The 22732-nt window shown below is 68.7% G+C and carries 21 protein-coding genes; 14 read left to right on the top strand and 7 right to left on the bottom strand.

Going from position 1 to position 22732, the window contains the following annotated elements; translation table 11 throughout:
- Positions 1–326: 326 nt before the first annotated feature.
- Together IEY84_RS18725 and IEY84_RS18720 are read right to left on the bottom strand one after the other, a co-directional pair.
- Positions 327–1418 carry an acyl-CoA dehydrogenase family protein gene (locus IEY84_RS18725; RefSeq protein WP_183548650.1) on the bottom strand — a complete coding sequence of 364 codons (1092 nt, stop codon included), beginning with the start codon at positions 1416–1418 and terminating at the stop codon, positions 327–329.
- Between the two features lie 74 nt (positions 1419–1492).
- Positions 1493–2695 carry an acyl-CoA dehydrogenase family protein gene (locus IEY84_RS18720; RefSeq protein ID WP_183548652.1) on the bottom strand — a complete coding sequence of 401 codons (1203 nt, stop codon included), beginning with the start codon at positions 2693–2695 and terminating at the stop codon, positions 1493–1495.
- Between the two features lie 83 nt (positions 2696–2778).
- Between IEY84_RS18720 and IEY84_RS18715 the strand changes: the two genes are divergently transcribed.
- The 5 genes from IEY84_RS18715 to IEY84_RS18695 all read left to right on the top strand — a co-directional run bounded on the left by IEY84_RS18715 (position 2779) and on the right by IEY84_RS18695 (position 6687).
- Positions 2779–3948, top strand: coding sequence for a 3-ketosteroid-9-alpha-monooxygenase, oxygenase component (locus tag IEY84_RS18715; protein WP_183548660.1), 1170 nt, complete (start codon positions 2779–2781; stop codon positions 3946–3948).
- Positions 3948–4253, top strand: coding sequence for a hypothetical protein (locus tag IEY84_RS18710; RefSeq protein ID WP_183548662.1), 306 nt, complete (start codon positions 3948–3950; stop codon positions 4251–4253). Before IEY84_RS18715 ends, IEY84_RS18710 begins: the two co-directional genes overlap by 1 nt.
- On the top strand, positions 4243–5292 hold the full coding sequence (locus tag IEY84_RS18705) for a ferredoxin--NADP reductase (protein WP_183548664.1): 1050 nt from the start codon (positions 4243–4245) through the stop codon (positions 5290–5292). Before IEY84_RS18710 ends, IEY84_RS18705 begins: the two co-directional genes overlap by 11 nt.
- A gap of 149 nt (positions 5293–5441) precedes the next feature.
- Entirely contained in the window at positions 5442–6023 is a 582-nt protein-coding gene (locus tag IEY84_RS18700) for a hypothetical protein (RefSeq protein WP_183548666.1), read from the top strand.
- Between the two features lie 109 nt (positions 6024–6132).
- On the top strand, positions 6133–6687 hold the full coding sequence (locus tag IEY84_RS18695; protein ID WP_183548668.1) for a hypothetical protein: 555 nt from the start codon (positions 6133–6135) through the stop codon (positions 6685–6687).
- A 6-nt stretch (positions 6688–6693) separates the two neighbouring features.
- Here IEY84_RS18695 and IEY84_RS18690 read toward each other — a convergent pair whose 3' ends face one another.
- Both IEY84_RS18690 and IEY84_RS18685 read right to left on the bottom strand, forming a co-directional pair.
- Positions 6694–7257: a GNAT family N-acetyltransferase gene (locus IEY84_RS18690; RefSeq protein ID WP_183548670.1), complete on the bottom strand. Its 564-nt coding sequence runs from the start codon at positions 7255–7257 to the stop codon at positions 6694–6696.
- A gap of 28 nt (positions 7258–7285) precedes the next feature.
- On the bottom strand, positions 7286–8005 hold the full coding sequence (locus tag IEY84_RS18685) for an SDR family NAD(P)-dependent oxidoreductase (RefSeq protein ID WP_183548672.1): 720 nt from the start codon (positions 8003–8005) through the stop codon (positions 7286–7288).
- Positions 8006–8083: 78 nt separating this feature from the next.
- Between IEY84_RS18685 and IEY84_RS18680 the strand changes: the two genes are divergently transcribed.
- Positions 8084–8473: a winged helix-turn-helix transcriptional regulator gene (locus IEY84_RS18680; RefSeq protein ID WP_183548674.1), complete on the top strand. Its 390-nt coding sequence runs from the start codon at positions 8084–8086 to the stop codon at positions 8471–8473.
- A gap of 4 nt (positions 8474–8477) precedes the next feature.
- Here the strand turns inward: IEY84_RS18680 and IEY84_RS18675 are convergent, their stop codons facing one another.
- Together IEY84_RS18675 and IEY84_RS18670 are read right to left on the bottom strand one after the other, a co-directional pair.
- Positions 8478–8918, bottom strand: a complete 441-nt coding sequence (locus IEY84_RS18675) for a nuclear transport factor 2 family protein (protein WP_183548676.1) — start codon at positions 8916–8918, stop codon at positions 8478–8480.
- An 11-nt stretch (positions 8919–8929) separates the two neighbouring features.
- Positions 8930–9373: a nitroreductase/quinone reductase family protein gene (locus IEY84_RS18670; protein WP_229788825.1), complete on the bottom strand. Its 444-nt coding sequence runs from the start codon at positions 9371–9373 to the stop codon at positions 8930–8932.
- 88 nt (positions 9374–9461) lie between these two features.
- On the opposite strand from IEY84_RS18670, the gene IEY84_RS18665 reads away from it, so the two are divergent.
- From IEY84_RS18665 to uvrB, 6 genes are read left to right on the top strand one after another with little or no spacing between them, the layout of a single operon-like run.
- Positions 9462–10358 carry a TIGR03619 family F420-dependent LLM class oxidoreductase gene (locus tag IEY84_RS18665; RefSeq protein WP_183548687.1) on the top strand — a complete coding sequence of 299 codons (897 nt, stop codon included), beginning with the start codon at positions 9462–9464 and terminating at the stop codon, positions 10356–10358.
- Positions 10355–11521 carry a hypothetical protein gene (locus IEY84_RS18660; RefSeq protein ID WP_229788824.1) on the top strand — a complete coding sequence of 389 codons (1167 nt, stop codon included), beginning with the start codon at positions 10355–10357 and terminating at the stop codon, positions 11519–11521. The genes IEY84_RS18665 and IEY84_RS18660 overlap by 4 nt, the downstream gene beginning before the upstream one ends.
- Positions 11522–11567: 46 nt before the next feature.
- The gene (locus tag IEY84_RS18655) at positions 11568–13961 is read left to right on the top strand and encodes a serine/threonine-protein kinase (protein WP_183548689.1); all 2394 of its coding nucleotides are present in this window, start codon (positions 11568–11570) and stop codon (positions 13959–13961) included.
- Between the two features lie 40 nt (positions 13962–14001).
- Positions 14002–14799: an SDR family oxidoreductase gene (locus IEY84_RS18650; RefSeq protein WP_183548691.1), complete on the top strand. Its 798-nt coding sequence runs from the start codon at positions 14002–14004 to the stop codon at positions 14797–14799.
- A complete protein-coding gene (locus IEY84_RS18645) occupies positions 14789–15943 on the top strand; it encodes a sulfotransferase family protein (protein WP_183548693.1) in 1155 nt (384 codons plus the stop codon). The genes IEY84_RS18650 and IEY84_RS18645 overlap by 11 nt, the downstream gene beginning before the upstream one ends.
- A 48-nt stretch (positions 15944–15991) precedes the next feature.
- Entirely contained in the window at positions 15992–18118 is a 2127-nt protein-coding gene (gene uvrB, locus IEY84_RS18640; RefSeq protein WP_183548695.1) for an excinuclease ABC subunit UvrB, read from the top strand.
- Positions 18119–18343: 225 nt separating this feature from the next.
- Here uvrB and IEY84_RS18635 read toward each other — a convergent pair whose 3' ends face one another.
- On the bottom strand, positions 18344–19534 hold the full coding sequence (locus IEY84_RS18635) for a macrolide family glycosyltransferase (RefSeq protein ID WP_221209108.1): 1191 nt from the start codon (positions 19532–19534) through the stop codon (positions 18344–18346).
- A 146-nt stretch (positions 19535–19680) separates the two neighbouring features.
- Between IEY84_RS18635 and IEY84_RS18630 the strand changes: the two genes are divergently transcribed.
- On the top strand, positions 19681–21327 hold the full coding sequence (locus tag IEY84_RS18630) for a glycosyltransferase family protein (RefSeq protein WP_183548697.1): 1647 nt from the start codon (positions 19681–19683) through the stop codon (positions 21325–21327).
- A 9-nt stretch (positions 21328–21336) separates the two neighbouring features.
- Positions 21337–22635 carry an MFS transporter gene (locus IEY84_RS18625; protein WP_183548699.1) on the top strand — a complete coding sequence of 433 codons (1299 nt, stop codon included), beginning with the start codon at positions 21337–21339 and terminating at the stop codon, positions 22633–22635.
- Positions 22636–22732: the final 97 nt, after the last annotated feature.

The raw sequence follows: 22732 nt of genomic DNA, 5'->3' as shown, positions 1-22732 counted from the left end.
AGTACTTCTTCGGCATCGTTCCCAATCCTGTCAAAGATCACGGAACGAAACCCAGGGCGAATCACCTCCAGCAACCACACCCGCCAGCGGCCAGCGAGCCGATTCCACCCAACCAGCCCGCGGACCAGGGCACCTACAGGCGATCGATATGCATCCGCCCGCGTGATCCTCGTCGACCGCCACAGAGTGAAAACCGTCGCTAAAGAGAAGCGCTATCGCACAGCCGAGTCGCTGATCGCGATACAGCACAGAACCCAGCCAAGAAGAGGGGCCCCGGCACCTGTCGGGACCCCTCAGACCGGAACCCTCAGAAGAGCACCAGCCGATCAGGACGCAGCAAGAGATCGCCCGATCCGCAGCGCCTGCTCCGTAGCTCCGCCGAAGACGAACTCGAACCGCTTGGCAACGGTGAAGTAGCGATGTGCCTCGCCGTCGAGGTCGATCCCGACGCCGCCGTGGACATGGACCGTCGTATGGGCGAGGCGGTGGGCGGCGTCGGCGGCCCAGAGCTTGGCCACGGCGACCTGGTCGGCGGCAGGCAGTCCGGAGGAGACCCGCCAGACGGCCTGCCAGAGGGTGAGCCGCTGGGCGAGTACGTCGATGAACCCGTCCGCCAACCGCTGGGAGACAGCCTGGAAGGTGCCGATGGCTCGGCCGAACTGCTCTCGGGTCTTGGCATAGGACGCGGTGAGCTCGAGCGCCCCTTCGGTCACGCCGAGGAGCTCGGCGGCTGCGGCGACGGTGAGCAGGTCACCGAGGCGGGCGGCGGAAGAACCATCGCCGATCCGGAGCGCAGGTGCGGCCGCGAAAGCGACCAACGCAGTGACGTCACCGTCGCTGGTGTGCTGCGGACGGCGGTCGACGCCCTCGGCCGAGGAGTCGACGAGGAAGACCCCGGTGGTGCCGTCCGGCAGCGAGGCCGTGACCAGGAATGCATCCGCGATCATGCCGGCCCGGACCAGCGTCTTCACGCCCGAGATCGTGTCGCCGGCGGCGACGACCATGGGAGTGTCGGGCAGGTGGGCGTGCTCCTCGGTGACGGCCGCAGCGAACACGCGAGAGCCGTCGGCGACGCCGCTGAGCGCGTCCGCAGAGGTCTCGGCCGCTCCGGCTTCGGCGAGCAGCAGCCCGCACGGCCCGTGCGTCGCGAGCGGCACGGGCGCGACGCGCCGTCCGGCCTCGACCAGCACGCGGCACAGCTCGACGAGGCCGAGCCCGGCACCGCCGTACGCCTCGGGCAGGTGCAGTCCGAGAAGCCCGGCCTCGCCGAGCGAGGACCAGAGCGCGGCGTCGACGCGGCCGCGGTCAGCAGCGGCGGCCTCGACGGTACGAAGCCGGTCGAGCGAGGTGGCGTCGCCGATGATCTTCGCCGCGAGCTCGGCGGCTTCGTCGGATTCGGTGGTGAAGGAGAAGTCCATGGTGTTCTCGCAATCGACTGTGTTGGTCTCGACACGCTCGCTCGCGCTCGCGGCTCGACCGACAGGTGGATAGGTCAGCGCTTGGCGGCGGGGAGGCCGAGGCCCACGTAGCCGATGATGTCTCGTTGGATCTCGTTGGTGCCGCCGCCGAAGGTCATGACGAGCGAGGAGCGATGGAACCGCTCCAAGCGGCCGGCGAGCACGGCGCCGGGGGAGTCGGCGGTGAGACCCGCGTGCGGCCCGACGATCTCCATCAGTGTCCGGTAGACCTCGGTCGCGAGCTCGGAGCCGTAGACCTTGGTCGCCGAGGCCTCGGCCGGCGAGAGCGCGACCCCGTGGTCGGCGTCGGAGGCGAGCTTCCAGTTGATCAGCGAGAGCGCCTCGATGCGGGCGTGCGCTCGCCCGAGGGCCAGCTGGACCCACTCGGCGTCGATCACCCGGCTGCCATCGGGGACGGCCGTGGTCCGCGCCCACTCCTTCACCAGCCCGAGCGAGTGGACCAGCGGAGCGGCGGAGGTGAGTGCGACCCGCTCGTGGTTGAGCTGGTTGGTCATCAGCGCCCAGCCGCCACCGCGCGAGGAGACGAGGTTCGACGCAGGCACGCGTACGTCGGAGTAGTAGGTCGCCGAGGTGCCGACGCCGGCCACGGTCTGGACCGGCGTGTAAGAGAAACCCGAGGACGACGTCGGCACCAGGATCATCGACAGCCCCTTGTGACGCGATGCCTCCGGCTCTGTCCGACAGGCGAGCCAGATCCAGTCCGCATACTGGATCAGCGAGGTCCACATCTTCTGGCCGTTGATCACCCACTCGCCCGTGCCTTCGTCGAGCGCCGCACGAGTCTGCAGCGAGGCGAGGTCGGTCCCGGAGCCTGGCTCGGAATACCCGATCGAGAAGTGCAGCTCCCCGGCGAGGATCTTCGGAAGGAAGTAGTCCTTCTGCTCCGGCGTACCGAACCGCATGATCGTCGGACCGACCGTGTTGAGCGTGAGATAGGGGATCGGCACCCCGGCCACGGCGGCGGCGTCGGTGAAGATCAGCTGCTCCACCATGGAGCGGTCCTGGCCGCCGTACTCCTTCGGCCAGCCGATCCCGAGCCAGCCGTCGGCACCGACCTGACGGATGGTCGAGAGGTAGACCTCCTTGTCCGCTTCGTCCCCGAACTCGCCCGATGCCCGCGCGAGCGCAGCGCGGCGCTCCGGCGTGACCAACTGAGCGAAATAGGAGTTGAGCTCTGAGCGAAGTTGCTCCTGGGCGGGTGTCAAGGCCACATGCATGTGATAAAACTAGAACAGGTTCTACGTTTTGAACAGGGCCAGCGAACAGGCCCACCAGGCTCAGACCAGCGGAAGGTACGACGATGGCCGACCCCACCACCCAGACCCGCACGCTCGACCACGGCACCCAGCCGGAGCGCTTCGCGCGCGGTTGGCACTGCCTGGGCCTGGCCAGCGAGTTCAAGGACGGCAAGCCCCACTCCGTCGAGGCGTTCGGCGGCAAGCTGGTCGTCTGGGAGAACACCAAGGGCGAGCTGGGCGTGCTCGACGGCTACTGCCGCCACATGGGAGGCGACCTCACCCAGGGCACAGTGAAGGGCGACGAGGTCGGTTGCCCGTTCCACGACTGGCGCTGGGGTGCCGACGGCCGCTGCAAGCAGATCCCCTACGCCCGCCGCGTCCCGCTCCGGGCAAGGACGAAGGCGTACGAGACCGTGATCCGCAACGACTCGCTGCTGATCTGGCACGACCCCGAGGGTTCGAAGGCCGACTACGACATCCTGCCGCCGGAGCTGCCCGACGTCAGCAACCGCGAGGTCTACACCGACTGGATCTGGAACACCGTCCCGATCAAGGGCAGCCACTGCCGCGAGCTGATCGACAACGTGGTCGACATGGCGCACTTCTACTACGTGCACTTCGCCTTCCCGACCGACTTCCGCAACGTCTTCGAGGACCACACCGCGACGCAGTACATGGCCTCCAAGGGGCGGCCTGACGTGGCCGGCGGCTACGGCGACGCCGACATGTTCCTCAAGTCCGAGGCGACCTACTACGGCCCGGCGTACATGATCAACTGGCTCGAGGTCGACTACAAGGGTTTCGTGACCGAGGTGATCCTGATCAACTCCCACATCCCGACCGGCCCGGACTCGTTCCTGCTGCAGTACGGCATCACCGTCAAGAAGCCCGAGGGGCTCGATGACAAGACCGCCAACTTCATCGGCAAGAAGTACGCCGACATGTTCGGTGACGGGTTCCTCCAGGACGTGGCGATCTGGGAGAACAAGGCGCCGGTGCAGAACCCGCTGCTGTGCGAGGAGGACGGCCCGGTCTACCAGTTGCGCCGCTGGTACGAGCAGTTCTACGTCGACGTCGCCGACATCGAGCCTGAGATGCGGGCCCGCTTCGAGTTCGAGGTCGACACCACCAAGGCCAACGAGTTCTGGCACGAGGAGGTCGCCGAGAACCTGCGCCGGATCGAGGCCGAGAAGGCATCCGAGCCTGTCGAGACCTCCGAAGGCGTGAGTTGATGGCCTCGTTCGTCCCGACGTCCGAGGAAACGGTCGAGGACCAGCGGCTCTATACCCAGGCCCGCCTGGTCGAGGTGGAGTGCCTCGACTGCCTTGCTCGCGTCGGGGTGAAGAAGAACAGCGAGCACCAGACCTCCGTCCAGTGGACGGCCGAGGCGCAGGCCCAGTGTCCCGACCTCGTACGCCGCAAGTCGGCCGCCGACGGAGCCAGGCTCGTCCACGCTCGCTGCCCTCGTCTGGCCGCGTCCATCGAAGCAGCCGTCGCCGACGGCCGGATCCAGATCGGGGCCGAGGATGGCTACTGACTCTTTCCTGCTGCCCGTCAGCGACGTCGTCAAGGAGACCGCCGACGCCCACTCGATCGTCTTCGAGATCCCCGAGGACGTGAGGCATGCGTTCCAGCCGAAGCCGGGGCAGTTCCTCACCGTCGCCGTCCCGAGCGACCGCGACGGCCTCGCGGCCCGCTGCTACTCCCTCTCCAGCGCACCGGGTGATCCGCTCACGGTGATCGTCAAGCGCACCGTGGACGGCTACGCGTCCAACTGGATCTGCGACAACCTCCGCCCCGGTGACACGCTCCGCGTGCTCCCGCCGAGCGGCATCTTCACCCCTGCCGATATCGACGCCGACTTCCTGCTCTTCGCCGGCGGCTCGGGCGTCACCCCGATCATCTCGATCGCCCGCACCGCTCTGCGCGAAGGCACGGGGAGGATCGTCGTCTTCTACGCCAACCGCGACGAGCGCTCGGTGATCTTCGCCGAGGAGTGGGCACGGCTGGCCGCCGAGCACCCGGACCGACTCCAGGTGGTCCACTGGCTCGAGTCGGTCCAGGGGCTGCCCACCGGTGAGCAGCTCAAGGCGTTCGCGGCCGACCGCCTGACGTACGACGCCTTCGTCTGTGGGCCCGCGCCGTTCATGAAGGCGACGATCGCGGCGCTCAAGGAGCTCGAGTTCCCGCGGGCGCGGCGTCACCAGGAGAAGTTCGCCTCCCTGGGCGGCAACCCGTTCGGCGAGGTCGCCCCGGTCAAGGAGGCGGAGACCGAGGTCGTCGACGACGCTCCCAAGCAGCCCGTCACGCTCGAGATCGAGCTCGACGGCACCACGTCGACGTACGACGACTGGGACCCGGGCACTGCGATGCTCGACTTCCTCGAGGCGAAGGGCGTCAAGGCGCCGTACTCCTGTCGTGAGGGCGAGTGCTCGGCATGCGCGTTCCGGCTGCTCGAGGGAGAGGTGAAGATGATGCGCAACGACGTCCTCGAGCAGGAGGACCTCGATGACGGGATCCGGCTCGGCTGTCAGTCGCTGCCGACCACCGACACCGTCCGTGGCACGTACTCCTGAGGGAATCGCGACAGCCACAGATCGCCAACCGGTTGGCAGATCGGGCCGTCTGGCGCGATAGTGTCGCGCTGCCCGAACCACATCCCACCGGTCACCCGGCACCAACGACGTCGACTGACCGGCTGGGCACAAGCGAGGTTTCCCCCAACGTGTTCAATCGCAACTTCTACGCCGCTCAGGACGACCGCCGTTTCGTCGTCGGCTATGCCCTCGACCTCGGTTTCCGCGTCTTCGACGCCTACTCGGCGCCTGGCCAGCCGTTGAGCGAGATCACCACGACGGCGTCGGCCTCGCTGCTGGCTGCGCGGCCCGCGTTCAAGCTGTACGCCCCGAACACCGGCCCCGAGCCGGTGATCACCCGGGTCGAGCTGGACCCGGCCGAGTTCGGGCCGTCCGCGTATGAGTACCAGTGCAACGGCTGGGGTCTGATCGGCCTCAACTTCGGCGGTGTCGTCGGCCTCGGCGGCCTCGGCTGGAGCACCCTGACCACGATGGCCGAGGCCCGCGCGACCCGCTGGCACGCCGTCGAGCCCATCGGCGCTGCCCCCTCGGAGTGGAACTGGCCGGCCGTCGACGATGCCGCCGGCAAGATGTTCGAGGCGATCGTCTCGATGGCCGGCTCCGCCGTCGGCGACAGCCCGATCCTGGCGGCCGCCGGTCAGCTCATCAAGGACAAGGGTCTCCTCTACGAGTCCGGTGGCGCCCTCCACGCCCGCCCGGGCCTCGGCTGACCCCGACCGCCCTGGCAGGGAGCACGTCTTCCTCGCTCGTGCGGAAGCCTGACGAGACTCGCCGCTGCTACGCCCGGCGGGTTGTCGTTCGGCGGATTAACTTGGCTGGGTGGCGAATACGAGCGAGCCGGCCGGCCCCATCGAGCGCACCGTGGCGACGCAGGACCATCGACTGCGCGCGACGCAGGCAGTCGGGGCGTTGATTCTGCTGATCGTGTCCCTCACCGCTCCGGTGCTGGTCAGCATCGACGACTCGACGGGGCATGACCATCGGGAGGTCAAGGCAATCTGGTCCGGGCTGGCGTACGGGAAGATCCTGGTCACCAACCCGGATGCCAACTTCGGGAGCCACACGTCACATGTCTTCGTGTTCACCGGACTGATCGCCACGGTGGTCCTCTGCCTGGTGATGCTGCTGGGCGTCCTGTCCGTGCTGATCCCGCTGTCGGCGAAACCACGACGCTTCTGGTCGGCCGTGTCGATCGCGACCGCGGTCGCGCCGGTGGTGACGCTCGTCGGGCTCGGCCTGTCCTCGGGCGACTCCGAGTTGGCGGCGACCTGGACGACCTTGGCCCCGTCCGCGCTCGGTCTCTGGGTCCTCGCCGCAACGGTGGATCACTCGGCCGATGGGCGCTACGAACAGCTCGGGGCCGGCGCCGCCTGAACTCCCTCAGCCACGAACCATGACGACGACCTCGAGCCCTTCGCTGCCGGGTACGTCGGCGAGCCAGTCCGGGCGGGTGCGGAGCACCTCGGTCCAGCCTGTCGACTCGTAGAGACCCAGAGCCGCTGGGAAGACCGGTATGACCTCGAGGCAGGGAAAGCCGCCCGACTCGAGGATGCTGTCGAACGCCGTACGCAACAGCACCCGGCCGACGCCGAGCCGACGTGCATTCGTCCCGACGAAGAATGCACTGATCCACATCAGTTCTTCGACGTCGCAGCCGTGTGCAGCGGCGCATGCCTTGTGCAGTTCGTCGCCACCGTTGATGCCGGTGTGGCTCCGCGTTGTGGAGATGTGCCCGACGGGAACATCGTCGACCGTCGCGGTCCAGGCTGCGATCGCGTCGCCGTAGTGCAGGAACTCGCTGACCGGGAACGGCAGCGGGTTACGGACCGGGTAGCGGGTCTCCGGCTGCTGCTCGAGCAGTGCCTCGGTCAGGGCTGGTAGATCGTCCGGCTGACGGGGACGTACGAGATGGGTCACCCGGACATCGTGTCGCTCAGAACCCATGGGTCCAAGCGACTTGTGTGCGAGTGGCTCACTGGCCAGGCTGCGTGAGTACGTCGAAGACCACCTCGTCCTCGAGCCCGAAGGCCAGGCGCCAGACCGCGTCGGCGAGCTCGGCGGGGTCGAGGGTGGCGTAGGGGGAGGGGGTGGCGGGGTCAGTGAGCATCTGGTGGATGTCGCCGCGCTCGATCAGGCCGCCGACGACGAGAGAGCCGACATGCACGCTGTCCTCGGCTGCAGCTGCGGCCAGGGTGCGGGCGTAGGTCCGCAGCGCACCCGAGGCGGGCGCGTAGGGGCCGAGGAACGGTAGCGGGACCAGCGCGCTGAGGCCGGAGACGTACACCAGGGAGCCGCTGCCACGCGAGCGCATCGCGGGAAGGACCAGGCTGGCGACCTCTGCGGCCGGCTCGACGGTCTCGGCGATCGCACGGCGGATGTCTGCTGGTCCGGTCTCGAGGATCCCGACCGTGGGCGCGCTCAGGTCGTGGGCGCCGGGACCGTGGTAGACGACATCGATCGGGCCCAGCTCGGAGGTGATCTCGGCGAGGGCGCGGGCGGGGCCACCCGGTTCACGTAGGTCCGCCGCGACCGCGACCGCGCGCACACCGCTGGCTGCCAGCGTCTCCAGATAGCCTGGGTGTCGGTCGGAGCTGCGCGAGACCAGCCCGACGGCGTACCCCTCCTTGGCGAACCTCTGCGCCACCGACATTCCGAGGCCGGGGCCAGCGCCCAGAACTGCGATCGTGCTCATCTACTTCTCCCTCATGGATAGATTGCTGACGTCAGCAACCCTCGCCGCCCGGCGGCGTTCGCGGAAGAAGGCACTTCAATGTCAGATGGGAACACCGATGTGCCCCGGCACATCGTGAGCGCGGCGCTCGGGCCAGGACTGCCGGCGAAGGTCCCGGCGGGGGAGTACGAGGACTGTCCGGTGACGCAGGCCGTGCAGATGCTCGGTGACAAGTGGACGCTGCTGATCGTGATGATGCTGGCCGAGCGTCCGCATCGCTACAACGAGCTGCGGCGCCGGGTCGAGGGGATCAGCCAGCGCATGCTCACCCGGACACTTCGCGTCCTGGAGGAGGAGAGGATCGTGACGCGTACGGTCTTCCCGACGGTGCCGCCGGGTGTGGAGTACGGACTGAGCGAGCGCGGCCGGGAGTTGCTGGTGCCGCTCGCCGGGCTCGCGGACTGGGTCATCAGGGGTCGCGCGGCCTGAGGGCTCAGAAGCCTCGCGTCCAGAAGACCTGCTCGTGCAGGTGGTGGGAGCGCCAGCCGTCGGGCGTACGTATGAAGCGGTGGTGGTAGCGGCCGCCGACCTCGACGACCCGCTCGCCGCCGGACCCGTCGGAGATGACCATCGGGTTGTCGAAGTACGCCACGACGTCCGCGCCCTCGTCGGTGAAGCTGATGCCGACCTGCCCGATGGTGTGCAGCCGCTTCTGGGAGAACGCGGGAAGCATCTCGGCGAGCCACTTCTTGACGTCGGGGAAGTCGCCGACGGTGCCGCCGGACTCGGAGTAGTCGATTGTGGCGTCAGCGGCGAAGACCGTGTCGAGCGCGTCCCAGTCGCCATCGTCGACGGCCAGTGTGTAGCGGGTCAGTGCGTCGGTGATCTCGGCGCGGTCGATCAGCTCTTGCATGCCATTGATGTGCGCGGTCATGAACGTCTCCTTCAGCGGGGTGAGAGGACGATGACCGGGATCTCCCGGTCGGTCCAGGTCTGGTAGGTCTCGAAGTCGGCGTACGTCTCCAGCAGCCGCGGCCACAGCGCGGCCCGCTTCTCGGCGTCGGCGATGCGTGCCCGGACGAGTTGCCGCCCGCGCTGCGGGACGCGGACCGCGACATCGGGCTGGGCGCGCAGGTTGGCGACCCACTGCGGGTCCTTGGGCAGCCCGCCCTGGGAGCCGACGACGACGAGATCGGCACCCGATCTCATGAACAGCAGGGGAGTGGTGAAGGTGCGGCCGGACTTGCGGCCGACGTGCTCGAGCAGCAGAACGGGCGCGGGCTTGCGCCAGCCGGCCATGATCCGCCACCGACCGCCGATCCGGCCGTTGGTCAGCTTGAACAGCGCGGTGTTGGCGCGGGCGCCGTACTTGATGATCTTCGCTGTCACCGGCGAATCGAGGCCTGCGGGACGATCGAGAGAAGGCGACATGGGGAACACTCTGGCAGAAACATAGAACACGTTCTAGTCTTGGCGTATGCGCTTCACCTATGCAGAGGCAATGACGCAGGCCGACTACTACGCGCCCCTGGCCCAGGCGGCCGAGCGAGCGGGCTACACCAGCATGACCGTCGCCGACAGCCTGATCTATCCCGAGGAGTCCGACTCCACCTACCCCTACACCGACACCGGCGACCGGGAGTTCCTGCAGGGCAAGGAGTTCATCGAGGCGTTCATCCTGTGCGCGCACCTCTTCGCGGTGACCGAGACGCTGCGTCTCACGCCGTTCGTGGTGAAGCTTCCGGTGCGCCCGCCCGTGCTGGCCGCCAAGCAGGCCTCCAGCCTCGCGTTCCTCTCCGGCAACCGGCTCGGACTCGGTGTCGGCCTGTCCCCGTGGCCGGAGGACTTCGCCGCCCTCGGCGTCGACTGGAAGCGCCGCGGGAAGCGGATGGACGAGTGCATGGACATCTTGCGCGGTCTCACCGATCCGAGCGCCAGTGGTGAAAACAGTTTCTTCGGCTACAAGGGCGAGTTCTACGAGTTCGAGCCGCTCCAGCAGCGCCCCGCGCCGACCGAGAAGATCCCGCTGCTCGTCGGCGGCCATGCCGATGCGGCGCTCCGTCGCGCGGTGGTCAAGGGCGACGGCTGGATGCACGCCGGCGGTGACGGCGAGGAGCTCGACCGCCTCCTGGTGCGCCTCGCCGAGATCCGGCGCGAGGAGGGGGACACGCGAGACGACTTCGAGGTGCACGTGATCAGCTACGACGCGTACGACCTCGACGGGATCAAGCGGCTCGAGGACAAGGGCGTGACCGACTGCATCGTCGGGTTCCGTGACCCCTATGTGAAGGGCCCGGACCCCGAGCCGCTGGAGAAGAAGATCAAGCACCTCGAGTGGTATGGCGAGAACATCATCGCGAAGGCTGCGCAGTGACCGAGCAGAGCGCGGCGTACGGCCTGACCGAACCGCTGCAACGGGCGATCGCGGAGGCAGAGGAGCTGATCGCGAACGCGCCGTTCATCCGGACCGAGGCCGACCGGCTCGAGGGTTATGAGTATCTCTCCGGCCGGATCCGGATGGCGATGCAGACGGCGTTCGACTACGACCTCGAGCAGCCGCTCTTCGTGAACCCGACCCACCAGTTCTCCAAGCAGGGCCTGGACAACCCGGACGCGATCTACTTCAACGCCTACCTGCGAGAGGGCGTCGAGTACGTCGTCCGTGGCCGTCGCGGGACCAGCGCCGACCTCTCCTTCCAGGTGATGGGCGGCGCCTACACCGCGGACTCCGCCGCGACCAGCCTGATGGCCTTCGACGACCGCAAGCTCCAGCTGGACTACGACGGATCCTTCGAGTTCACCTACACGGCCGAGCCGGGTGCGAAGACGCTGATCGTGCGCGAGGTCTTCAACGACTGGGACACCGAGAACCGCGGCACGATCACGATCGAGCGCTCCGACACCCTCGGCAAGCCACGCCGCCCGCTCACCCAGGACCTGCTCCGGAAGAAATACGAGGTCGCCGCCCGGTCGCTGACCGGCTCGATCCAGACCTGGTTCGCCTTCCCCCAGTTCTTCCAGTACAAGGAGCCCGTCAACACGCTCACCGTGCCGGCCCGCACGCCGGGAGGGCTGGAGTCGCAGTTCTCCTCGATCGGTCACTACGAGCTGGCCGAGGACGAGGCGCTGGTGATCGAGGTGCCGCGCTGTGACGAGTGCGCCTACCAGGGCATCCAGGTCGGCTCGGACTGGTACGCCTCGACCGACTACGAGACCCACCAGACCAGCCTCACCAAGGCTCAGGCGGTCACCGATCCCGACGGGGTGATGCGGTTCGTGATCTCGGAGCACCCGCCCCTGGACGGGCAGCCGATCGCGAACTGGCTCGAGACCACCGGCCACCGGACCGGCTCGCTGATGCTGCGCTGGCAGCGGCTCGAACGTGATCTCACCGCCGCCGACGGGCCGACCGTCCACAAGGTGAGCACCACCGAGGTACGCAGCCTGCTCCCGCACGGCGAGCCGTTGACCCCTGCGGGGTATGCCGACAGGATCGCTGCACGTCAACGGGCAGTCGCGCGCAGGATGCTCAGCTAGGACGGGTCGACACGCGCTCGCGTATCGACCCCTATGCTTGCCGCCCATGGCCAGCCCCCACCACGAGCCACCGGACATCCCGGGATTCCGGTATCGCCGGCGGATCGGCGCGGGCGGATCCTCCGTCGTCTTCCTCTATGAGTGGCAGCAGGAGCAGATCAAGGTCGCGGTGAAGGTCTGGAACGACCGACTCGGTGCCGAGACCGACGACGCGCTCGCGGCAGAGACCAAGGAGGTCGCCGAGCTCGCCGGCCATCCCCATGTCCTGCCGCTGCACGCCGTCGGCGTCACCGATGACGACCGCAGCTTCCTGGTGATGGACCACCTTTCCGGCGGTGACCTCGAGGCCCGCCGAAGGAGCGGGCGGCTCGAGGTCGCAGAGGCGCTGAGCATCACGATCAAGATCGCGGGTGCGCTCGATGTCGCGGCTCGGCACGGGATCCTCCACGGTGACGTGAAGCCGGTGAACATCCTGCTGACCGGCGATGGCGAGCCGCAGCTGGTCGGCTTCGGGAAGCTCTCCTCCGCCGGGCGTCCCGGTGGCAGCGGGTCGACCTCGCTGCCGTGGATGGCGCCGGAGATGCTTGCCGAACCGCCCGAGCCGAGTGCCTGGGCGGACATCTGGAGCCTGGCCGCGACCTGCTACACGCTGCTGGCGGGGCGTACGCCGTTCGAGGGGGCGCCCGGCGCCCCTGGGGCGCTGCTGCAACGGATCCGAGAGTACGACCCGCCGGCCATCGACCGCGCCGATGTGCCGGTTTCGTTCGAGGAGGCGCTGCGCAAGGCGATGTCCAAGCGCCGAGCCGGGCGGCACTGGAGCGCCGCCGACTTCGCCAAGGCGCTCCAGGGGGTCGAGGAGGAGCTCGGGCTCCCGGTCACCAAGGTCGCCGACATGCCCGAGCCCGGGGCTCGGACGCCGAAGGTGGCAGTCGCGCCGGACCCGGTCCTGGTCACGTCGGAGGATGGGGCGGAGGCAGGTGACACCACCGAGGTGCCGATCGTCCTCGGCCCCATGGTCGAGGCCGAGCCGGAGCCCGTGATCGAGCCCGTGATCGAGCCCTTCATCGAGCCCGTCATCGCGCCGATGCCTGCTCCCGCGACCGCACGAGAATCGAACGCACGAGAATCGGCCGACGACGACGTCCTCGGCCACCGGACAGACGTCGACAGGGTTGCCCGTCTGCTGGCCTCCGGACACACCCAGCTCCCGATCTCGGTGGCCGTGCAAGGGCTGCCGGGGAGCGGCCGGTCGACCTTCCTGCGGAAGGTCCAGGAGCGGATCGAGTGGCTCGCGGAGCACGACGAGACCTGGTCCGGGCGCGCCAAGCACGTACGCGTCGATGCTCGCCGGTACGCCGAGGGAGATGTGGCGAGGGCGGTCCTCGGGGATGTGCGAGGCACCAGCACGCCGCCGCCGCTGGTGGCGAGACATCAGGCTGCGCAGCGGCGGGCGGCCGAGCTGCGGGCGGCGCTGGCCGGGCACGCCGAGGACGACGGCCCGCGCGGCAAGCGGCGCGCTCAGCCGATGAGCACCACCATGGCGCTCGCGGCGATGGACCGGGAGGTGGCGGCGTACGAGGCAGCGCTGCGGGCCGCTCCGCCCGGGCCGCCACCGGCTCCGCCCGTCGGCGTACGCACCGGGCAGTTGCCGACCCGGACGATCGTCTACGTCGACGATCTGGACAGGTGCGACCCGGTGACCGTGGCCGGGGTGCTGCGGGCGATCGACGAGCTGAGCGACCAGGACGATGTCGCGGTGATCGCGGCGGTGGACGCGCGGGTGCTGCGGCGGGCGATCGAGGGCCGGGTCGCCGAGCCTGCGGCGTACCTCTCCAGGGTCTTCGACGTGCCGTTCGCGCTGCGGGCCTTCGCCGGTGACCCGGCGGTGCGGTTCATGCGTTCGCTGATGCGGCAGGCGGTGCCGTCGTGGCCGTCGGCACTGGCCGCCGGAACGGGCGACCAGAGCGGTCGCCGCGGAGCTGCCGAGAGCCTCGAGATGACCCCCGGCGAGGCGCTGTTCATCAGCGAGCTGGCCAGATTCTGTGCGACCCCCGGCGGCGCCAGGAAGCTGCTCGCGGTCTACCGCCTGGCGCGTACGGCGCCGGTTGCGACGGTGAGCGCTGAGCCGTCCGGACAGCGCGCTCTCGCGATCCTGATGGCCATCCTGGTCGGCGCCCCGGCGCAAGCGGTCGATGTGCTCGGAGCCGTGGTCGAGGCGCTGGCGGCGGGCGAGGATGGCGCGACGTTCCGTGATCTGCTCGAGGAGGTCGCGCGCGAGCACACCGCGGGCTGCGGCCGAGCGACGTGCGGCTCGTGCGCCGACTGGTCCCGGGTGATCCGCGCTCATGGCGACCTGGTTCGCGCGCAGCAGGTGCCGAAGGAGGTCGGTGCGTACGCCGAATGGGTCGACGAGGTCGCCAGGTTCATCTTCCCGACCTGACCCCTTCCGTCAAAGTGAAACACGTTCTAGTCTTGGCGCCATGACTGGACTCCTGGATGGCAAGGTCGTCGTACTCTCGGGGGTCGGCCCCGGCCTCGGCCGCTCGCTGGGCGAGCAGGCGGCGCTGATGGGTGCCGACCTGGTGCTCGCCAGCCGCACCGAGAAGCGGCTGCAGAAGATGGCCGGCGTCATCGAGGAGCACGGGCGGCGTGCGCTCGTGGTGCCGACAGACATCACCGACGAGGACGCGCGCCGGCACCTGGTCGATGCCGCGCTGGAGGAGTTCGGGCGCGTCGACGTGCTCCTCAACAACGCCTTCGGCATCCCGCCGATGGACCCGCTCACCCAGATCCCGCTCGACGCGCTCCGGCTGGCCCAGGAGTCCAACGTGTACGCCCCGCTGCGGCTCTCGGCGCTCTTCGCCGACGCGCTCGCGGCCACCCCGGACAAGCCCGGCGGCTCGATCGTGATGATCAACTCCGCGGTGCTCTACCAGAGCCAGCCCGAGTTCGCGGGCTACAAGCTCTCCAAGGGCGCGCTCGCGCACCTCGCCTCGTCCCTGGCCACCGAGCTCGGCCCGCGCGGCATCCGGGTCAACTCCGTCGCGCCGTCCTACATCTACGAGGACGTCAACAAGGGCTATTTCGACTGGTTGGCGTCGGAGTCCGGTCGCACCCACGAGGACGTCTATCGCGAGAAGGCGGCGCCCACCGACCTGAAGCGGCTCGCGACCCCCGAGGAGGTCGCCCGGGCGGCGCTGTTCCTGGGCAGCGACCTCGCCTCCGCCGTCACGGGGACCATGCTCAACGTGGACTGCGGAGAGTTCCATGGCCACTGAGACCGCGCCCCGCGAGCGCGCGGATGTCGGGACGTACGAGGACATCTGCGCCGCGGCCGCCCGCACCACCGGGCTGACAGCCTTCGGCGGGACCGAGCACGAGGAGGGACTACGGCTCCTGGTCGAGGACCTGGCCTCGCCCGAGGCCGGGCTGACCCCGGTCGGCAACTACTTCCACCGCTCCCAGGTGAAGTCCGCCCTCGTCGGCCGGCTGATGACGCAGGCCCGGCTCGCGGAGTTCCCCCAGCACCAGGACGTACGCATCGAGCGCCCGATCTTCGTCACCGGGCTCGTCCGCACCGGCACGACCGCGCTGCACCGGCTCCTGGCCGCGGACCCCGCACATCAGGGACTCGAGACCTGGCTCACGGAGTTCCCCCAGCCTCGTCCCCCGCGCGAGACCTGGGAGCAGGATCCGGTCTTCAACGCGATCCAGGGCGCCTACCGGCAGCACCATGTCGCCAACCCCGAGTTCATGGGGATCCACTACATGGACGCCACCAGCGTCGAGGAGTGCTGGCGAGTGCTGCGGCAGAGCGGCAAGTCGATCTCCTTCGAGTCGCTGGCCCACGTCCCGCGCTACTCGGCCTGGCTGGCGAAGCAGGACTGGCGCGATGCGTACGAGGTCCATCGCCGTACGCTGCAGCTCATCGGCCTCAATGACGCCGACAAGCGCTGGGTGCTCAAGAACCCGTCCCACCTGGTCGCCCTCGACGCGCTGATGGAGGTCTACCCGGACGCGCTCGTGGTGGTCACCCACCGCGACCCGGTCGTCTCGGTCGCCTCGGGCTGCTCGCTCTCCGCCGAGGCGACCGCGGGGATGTCGACCACGTTCGTAGGGAAGACCATTGGGGCGACCCAGCTGGAGATGCTGTCCCGGTCGTGGCGCTCCTTCCGCGAGGCCCGCGGGCGGTATGACCAGGCGCAGTTCTTCGACGTCGACTACCGCTCGTTCGTCAAGGACCCGGTCGGCACCGTCGAGAGCATCTACGCCCACTTCGACATCCCTTGGAGCGACGCCGCTCGCGCCGAGGTCGCCCGGATCGACGCCGAGTCACGCTCGGGGAAAGCCCGCCCCAAGCACGATTATCTCCTGGGTGACTACGGGCTCGACAGCGATCAGGTACGCGCTGCGTTCGAGTAGCAAACCGCTGCGCTCGAAATGTCGGTGGTCCCGCGTAGCCTGGTTGTCATGCGTCCAGTCACCGATCTCGAGCGTCGTGTCGCCCCGCTGAAGGTGGTCTCCGACTACCAGCCCTCGGGGGACCAGCCCGCCGCGATCGCGGAGATCACCAAGCGGATCCAGGACGGCGTCAAGGACGTCGTCCTGCTCGGCGCGACCGGCACCGGCAAGACGGCGACGGTGGCCTGGACCGCCGAGCAGCTGCAGCGCCCGATGCTGGTGCTGCAGCCCAACAAGACCTTGGCCGCCCAGTTCGCCAACGAGCTGCGCCAGCTCTTCCCGGACAACGCGATCGAATACTTCGTCTCCTACTACGACTACTACCAGCCCGAGGCGTACGTCCCCCAGACAGACACCTACATCGAGAAGGACTCCTCGATCAACGAGGAGGTCGAGCGGCTGCGTCACTCGGCCACGAACTCGCTGCTGACCAGGCGCGATGTCATCGTGGTCTCGACCGTCTCCTGCATCTACGGCCTCGGCACCCCGCAGGAGTACGTCGACCGGATGATCCGGCTGCGCGTGGGGGAGGAGCACGACCGCGACTCGATCCTGCGGCGGCTGGTGGAGATCCAGTACACCCGCAACGATCTGAGCTTCACCCGTGGCACGTTCCGGGTGCGCGGCGACACCCTGGAGATCTTCCCGGTCTACGAGGAGCACGCGGTCCGGATCGAGTTCTTCGGTGACGAGATCGAGCGGCTGATGACGTTGCACGCCGTCACCGGGGAGGTGCTCACCGAGGATCAGGAGCTCTACGTCTTCCCGGCGACCCACTACGTCGCCGGCCCCGAGCGCATGGAGCGCGCGATCAACGGCATCGAGGCCGAGCTCGACCAGCAGCTGAGCACGTTCGAGAAGCAGGGCAAGATGCTCGAGGCGCAGCGGCTGCGGATGCGTACGACCTACGACATCGAGATGATGCGCCAGGTCGGGTCCTGCTCCGGGATCGAGAACTACTCGATGCACATCGACGGCCGTGAGCGCGGCTCGGCGCCCAACTGTCTGCTCGACTACTTCCCGGAGGACTTCGTCCTCGTCGTCGATGAGTCGCACGTCGCGGTCCCGCAGGTCGGTGGGATGTACGAGGGGGACATGTCCCGCAAGCGCAACCTGGTCGAGCACGGCTTTCGGCTGCCGAGCGCGCAGGACAACAGGCCGCTGAAGTGGGAGGAGTTCCTGGAGCGGATCGGCCAGACGATCTACCTCTCCGCGACTCCGGGCAACTACGAGCTCGACAAGGTCGGGGGCGACACGGTCGAGCAGATCATCCGTCCGACCGGACTGATCGACCCCGAGGTGGTCATCAAGCCGACCAAGGGCCAGATCGACGACCTGATCGGGGAGATCAACGACCGGGTCGCCAAGAACGAGCGCGTCCTGGTCACGACGCTGACCAAGAAGATGTCCGAGGACCTCACCGACTACCTGCTCGACGCCGGGATCCGGACGCGGTATCTCCACTCCGAGGTCGACACCCTCAAGCGGATCGAGCTGCTCCGCGACCTACGGCTGGGGGAGTACGACGTGCTCGTCGGCATCAACCTGCTCCGTGAGGGTCTCGACCTTCCCGAGGTGTCGCTGGTCTCGATCCTGGACGCCGACAAGGAAGGCTTCCTGCGCTCGGACAAGTCGCTGATCCAGACCATCGGCCGTGCGGCCAGAAACGTCTCCGGTCAGGTGCACATGTACGCCGACAAGATCACCCCCTCCATGGAGTCGGCGATCGAGGAGACGAACCGCCGCCGCGCGATCCAGGTGGCCTACAACGAGGCCAACGGGGTCGACCCGCAGCCGCTGCGCAAGAAGATCGCCGACATCACCGAGATGCTCGCCCGCGAGGACGAGTCCACCCAGGAGCTGCTCAACACCTGGGCCGGCACCGAGGCCAAGGGCCGTGCGGGCAAGACCGCCGCCAAGTCCCCGACCCCGATGCTCGGCGACGCCGCCCGCGAGGCCCGTGAACGTGGCCTCGTCGGCCTCCCCTCCTCCGACCTGGCCCAGCTCATCGGCGACCTCACCGAGCAGATGAAGGGCGCCGCCGCCGAGCTCCAGTTCGAGGTCGCCGCCCGGTTGCGCGACGAGATCTCCGACCTCAAGAAGGAACTTCGCCAGATGATGGAAGCCACCAAGTAACACCGCTGGTCGAGCCGCCGGAGCCGCTATGCGACCGAGCGAGGCCGCCCGGCGAGCTTGCTCGTCCGGGCGTGCCGAGCGAGGGAGCACCCGAGCGAAGCGAGGGCGGCGGAGGCGTGTCGAGACCAACACGATCCCTGTCGAGCGCCGATGGGAAGCGTGTTGGTCATCTCGACAAGCTCGATACAACGCTCGCTGGGCTCGCCGCTCGACCAGCGGGCTGGATCAATCAGCGAGCATGCCCTCGATCAGATCAGCAGCCCGCCGGGTGCCACCCTCGGCAATCGCATCAGCCCGCAGCTGAGCCGACCGCGCGGCCCGCTCAGGGTCGTCCAGCAGCTCGAGCAAGGCAGTACGCAGCGCATCGGCGGTGACGTCCGCGGCGTCGATCCGCCGGGCGACACCGAGCTCGACCAGCCGGTCCGCGTTCATGAACTGGTCGACCGCCTGCGGCACCGCGATCATCGACACACCGGCCAACAGGCCTTCGCTGCTGCCGCCCATGCCGGCGTGGGTGACGAAGGCATCAGCCTTCGCCAGGACGGCTCGTTGCGGGAGCCACCGGTGTACTTCCACGTTGTCAGGCAGATCGCCGAGGTCGGCCGGGTCGAGCTGGGTCCCGATCGACATGATGACGTGCCAGCCGGGAAGGGTTGCGTACGCCTCGATGCACGACCGGAAGAAGTCCGCCTCGCCGGTGTAGGCCGAGCCGAGGGAGACCAGCAGGACGTGCTCAGCATCAGCCGGCCGGGTCCAGGTCTCGTCGGAGTCGAGCGCGAAGCAGGGTCCGACGAAGGTCACGACATCCTCGTCGACCAGGTCCGCGTTGGGCTGCATCGCCCGCGGGATGAGCGCGAGCGCACGCTCGGGTGCTCCGGCGAACGCTCCGGGCTCACGCGTGGTGGCCCCGGCCTCCTCCAGCCAGGTCGTGAACGTGCTCAGGTAGCCGTCGTAGCCCGGCAGCTGCTCCACCTGCGCGCCGACCTTCTCGGCATACCCGTCCCAGGCGACGAACGTCGGGGAGAGCTGGACGAACGGACGCTGCTGCTTCTCGGCCAGTGCCCGGACGGCGTAGCCACCGATGTCGTAGAGATAGAGGTCGGCCGGCTCGGCGTCGTAGAACGCGTGCAGATGGGGAAGCACCTGGATCGCGTCGTCGAGGAAGATGCGCATCCCGGCGACGGGGTCATCCGGCCATTGCCGGTCCTCGACGGGCAGCACCGTCGGCACCGGGACCAGCTCGGCCCCGGTCGGCTTGATCGTGTCGGCCATCGACTCGTGCGTGGCGTAGGTGACCCGGTGCCCGCGCGCCACCAGCTCCTTGATCAGCTCGACGCTCGGCAGAATGTGGCTGATCGCGGGGGAGGCGACCATCGCGATGTGGTGCGGACCGGGCCGCGGGAGTGAAGTAGTCATGACACCGTCGGACGTTATCGCGCCGACCTGGCCCGATGCGACCGAGTTCGGCGTCGACACCAGGACACCGGTCCGTCGCGTTCTGTTCACTGCCCGTGAGCCGTGACTCGTCTGTCCCGTAGATTTCGCGCGTTAACGTCATAGATGTGTCTGTTCGTCGGGCCTCGGTGTCCCAATCCACGATCTGCGTCCTGCTGCTGGGTGTGCTCGGGTTCGCGATGAGCGCCCAGGTGGCGATCGCGATGCCAGCCCTGTTCAAGGCCGATGAGCGGGCCCATGCGGCATATGCCATAGCCATGTCCCAGGGGACGCTGCCGACGATCGATACCGACATCCCCGACGACCCGGTGCGCTATCCGCAGCTGGCCGAGAGCCTCTTCGGGGCCGACGAGGCCCACCGCGACATCTGGGTGGCCAACCACCCGCCACTGTTCTACGTGCTGAGCCAGCCGCTGGTGTGGCTCGGTGATGCGGTCGGGTCGCCCGGCCTCACCCTGCTCGGGATGCGGCTGCTCAACGCCCTCGGCTTCGCCCTGACCACGATCATGGTCGGCCTGCTGGCGCGGGAGCTGGTGCCCCGGCATCCCGCGGTCCCGGTGATCGCCTCGGCGATGTGTCTCGGCTGCGGCGCGATGACGTTCGTGGGCGGCGGCATCTACAACGACGGCTGGTCCTCGGCGGCCGCCTTCTTGACGCTCTTTCTCGGGTTCCGGATGATCCGCCAGGGAGTGACACGTGAGCGTCTGATCGCCGCGGCCGCGGTCGGGGTGGCCGCAGCCGGGTTCCGGTCGACCGGCCTGGTCGCGGTCCTGTTTCTCGGTGCCTGCGTGCTGGTGGCGATGTGGCTGCGGGAGTCCTCGCTGCGTACGTTCCTGCGCGGTACGTTCTGGCGCGCCGCCGGGATCGTGGCAGCCATCGGCCTGGCGCCGGTGGTCGTGTTCGGGTGGTTCTACGTACGCAACGTCCAGCTCTACGGGGACCCGACCGCGTCGAGCTCGCTCTTCGAGAAGTTCGGCCGCGAGCCCAACGGCACGACCCTGTTCCAGTTGGTCAATCCAGAGTTCTACGGGCACCTCCTCGGCAGCCTGTGGACCGACGGAAACATCGCCAACCACTGGAGCCAGGCGGCCGCCATCGTGCTCACCCTCACCCTGGTCGGTCTCGTCGTCGATGCTGTGGCGAAGGCCAACCCGCGCCGGACCGGAGTCCTGCAGCGCATCCGCCTTGCCCCGCAGAGCCGGATGCAGCATCGACAGGACCTGGCGATCTGGGCCCTCCTGGGCGGCTACTGCCTGCTGATCCTGGTCAACGTCGCCGGATTCATCGCCGGCGGCGGCTGGATCCATGCGCGTTACGCAGTGCCGTTCCTGCCGTTCCTCGCAGCTGGGGCGGGGATCGCGGCGCTGCGTCTGGGCCGCGCCTTTCCGTTCCGGCCCGTCCCGCCGATCTCGGCGACGAGTGGGACCGGGTTCGACGAGGCCCGCGATCTGAGGATCGGGCTGGCCGTCTCGCTCGCGTTCATGGTCGTCGGGCTGGTGTGCCACCTCGACACCGAGCAGTACGTCGACGGGCCGGTCAGCAGCACCTTCGCCCTGGTCGCCCTCGTCGCTGCCGACCTGGTGATGTTCGCGGTCGCTGCCTACGTCGCCACCGAGCTGCGCCGTCGGATGCGCCCGGGAACGTTCGATACGGTTCCCACGCTCCTCGAACCCATGACCGAGACCGATCCTGTGACCGATATCGCGCGTCCACATGAGGGTTCCGGCGCCTCGTCGGGCCGCCGGGCAAAGTAGCCTCTCTATGTGAATCCGCACGATCCCGAGCCCTCCACACGAGCCTGGGTCGTCTGGGGCATCGCCCTGGCGGTCTACGGCTTGGCGGTCTTCCATCGCAGCAGCCTCGCGGTCGCCGGTCTGGTGGCCACGGAACGTTTCGGGATCAGCGCCAGCCAGCTGGCGACGTTCGTCATGCTGCAGCTGCTCGTCTACGCGGCGATGCAGGTGCCGGTCGGGCTGCTGGTGGACCGGTACGGCTCTCGCACGATCCTGACCGCCGGTGCACTGATCCTGGCGATCGCCCAGGCCGGGTTCGCCTTCGCCGACTCCTACCCGCTCGCGCTGCTGGCGCGGACGTTCGTGGGGATGGGCGACGCGATGACGTTCATCTGCGTGCTGCGTCTGGTGCCGTCGTGGTTCCCGCTTCGGCGGGTGCCGCTGGTCAGCCAGCTGACCGGCACGGTCGGACAGCTCGGTGCGATCGCCGCTGCCGTCCCGATGACCTGGGCACTGGGACAGCTGGGATGGACCTGGGCCTACCTGACCGCTGCGCTGATCGGCCCGGTGCTGCTCGTGCTGCTGCTCGTCTTCGTCCACGACGGCCCCGGCGACCGGCACCGTCGCGGCACGTCGCTCACCCCGCGCGAGCTCGTCCGAAGCCTCAGGGCGTCCTGGTACCAGCCGGGAACACGCCTCGGCTTCTGGATCCACTTCTCCACCCCGTTCAGCTCTCACCTGATGGGCCTGCTGTGGGGCTTCCCGTTCCTGGTCGCCTCGGAGGGGCTCTCCGACACGCTCGCCGGTTCGCTGCTCTCGGTCGCCGTCGTGGCGGCACTCGCCGCCGGCCCGGTGATAGGCGTTCTCGCCGGGCGCCACCCCTGGCACCGCTCGACGGTGGCGCTCACGATGATCGCCGCGATGGCGTCGGTCTGGGCGCTCGTGCTCGCGTGGCCCGGGGAGGCGCCGCTGCCGGTCCTGCTGCTCTTGATGTGCGTTGTCGGCGCCGGCGGGCCGGCTTCGATGATCGGCTTCGACGTCGGTCGAACCAGCAACCCGCCCGCGCGGATGGCGAGTGCCAGCGGCATCATCAACCAGGGTGGTTTCGTCGCCGCGCTGCTCGCCATCGTGCTCGTCGGCTGGATCCTCGACTGGCGTACCCCCGGAGCCTCGACCTCCTACACGCCGGAGGCGTTCCACTGGGCGATGTCGGTGCAGTACCTGTTCTGGGGCCTCGGCGTCGTGCAGATCTGGCGCCACCGGCGCGACGTGCGGCGGCGTACGACCCGGGAACAGGTGGCCTCGGGCTCCTCGATGGTCGCCGACTGAGGGAGCTTCGGCATGAGGACAGTGAGTTTTCGCCGACTCGTCATCTGACGGCAAACCGCCTCGACGGCCGCTCGGCACCCGCGGCCACTAGCTTGCC

It is taken from the genome of Nocardioides albus, assembly GCF_014648255.1.
Classification (GTDB): Bacteria; Actinomycetota; Actinomycetes; order Propionibacteriales; family Nocardioidaceae; genus Nocardioides; species Nocardioides albus.
Note: the sequence above shows the minus strand (reverse complement) of the source record. Positions and strands in the feature narration are given on the sequence as shown.

Coding starts and splice junctions, on each gene's coding strand:
- IEY84_RS18725 (WP_183548650.1), bottom strand. CDS start 1,418: ATGGACTTCTCCTTCACCACCGAATCCGACGAAGCCGCCGAGCTCGCG.
- IEY84_RS18720 (WP_183548652.1), bottom strand. CDS start 2,695: ATGCATGTGGCCTTGACACCCGCCCAGGAGCAACTTCGCTCAGAGCTC.
- IEY84_RS18715 (WP_183548660.1), top strand. CDS start 2,779: ATGGCCGACCCCACCACCCAGACCCGCACGCTCGACCACGGCACCCAG.
- IEY84_RS18710 (WP_183548662.1), top strand. CDS start 3,948: ATGGCCTCGTTCGTCCCGACGTCCGAGGAAACGGTCGAGGACCAGCGG.
- IEY84_RS18705 (WP_183548664.1), top strand. CDS start 4,243: ATGGCTACTGACTCTTTCCTGCTGCCCGTCAGCGACGTCGTCAAGGAG.
- IEY84_RS18690 (WP_183548670.1), bottom strand. CDS start 7,257: ATGGGTTCTGAGCGACACGATGTCCGGGTGACCCATCTCGTACGTCCC.
- IEY84_RS18685 (WP_183548672.1), bottom strand. CDS start 8,005: ATGAGCACGATCGCAGTTCTGGGCGCTGGCCCCGGCCTCGGAATGTCG.
- IEY84_RS18680 (WP_183548674.1), top strand. CDS start 8,084: ATGTCAGATGGGAACACCGATGTGCCCCGGCACATCGTGAGCGCGGCG.
- IEY84_RS18675 (WP_183548676.1), bottom strand. CDS start 8,918: ATGACCGCGCACATCAATGGCATGCAAGAGCTGATCGACCGCGCCGAG.
- IEY84_RS18665 (WP_183548687.1), top strand. CDS start 9,462: ATGCGCTTCACCTATGCAGAGGCAATGACGCAGGCCGACTACTACGCG.
- IEY84_RS18655 (WP_183548689.1), top strand. CDS start 11,568: ATGGCCAGCCCCCACCACGAGCCACCGGACATCCCGGGATTCCGGTAT.
- IEY84_RS18650 (WP_183548691.1), top strand. CDS start 14,002: ATGACTGGACTCCTGGATGGCAAGGTCGTCGTACTCTCGGGGGTCGGC.
- IEY84_RS18645 (WP_183548693.1), top strand. CDS start 14,789: ATGGCCACTGAGACCGCGCCCCGCGAGCGCGCGGATGTCGGGACGTAC.
- uvrB (WP_183548695.1), top strand. CDS start 15,992: ATGCGTCCAGTCACCGATCTCGAGCGTCGTGTCGCCCCGCTGAAGGTG.
- IEY84_RS18635 (WP_221209108.1), bottom strand. CDS start 19,534: ATGACTACTTCACTCCCGCGGCCCGGTCCGCACCACATCGCGATGGTC.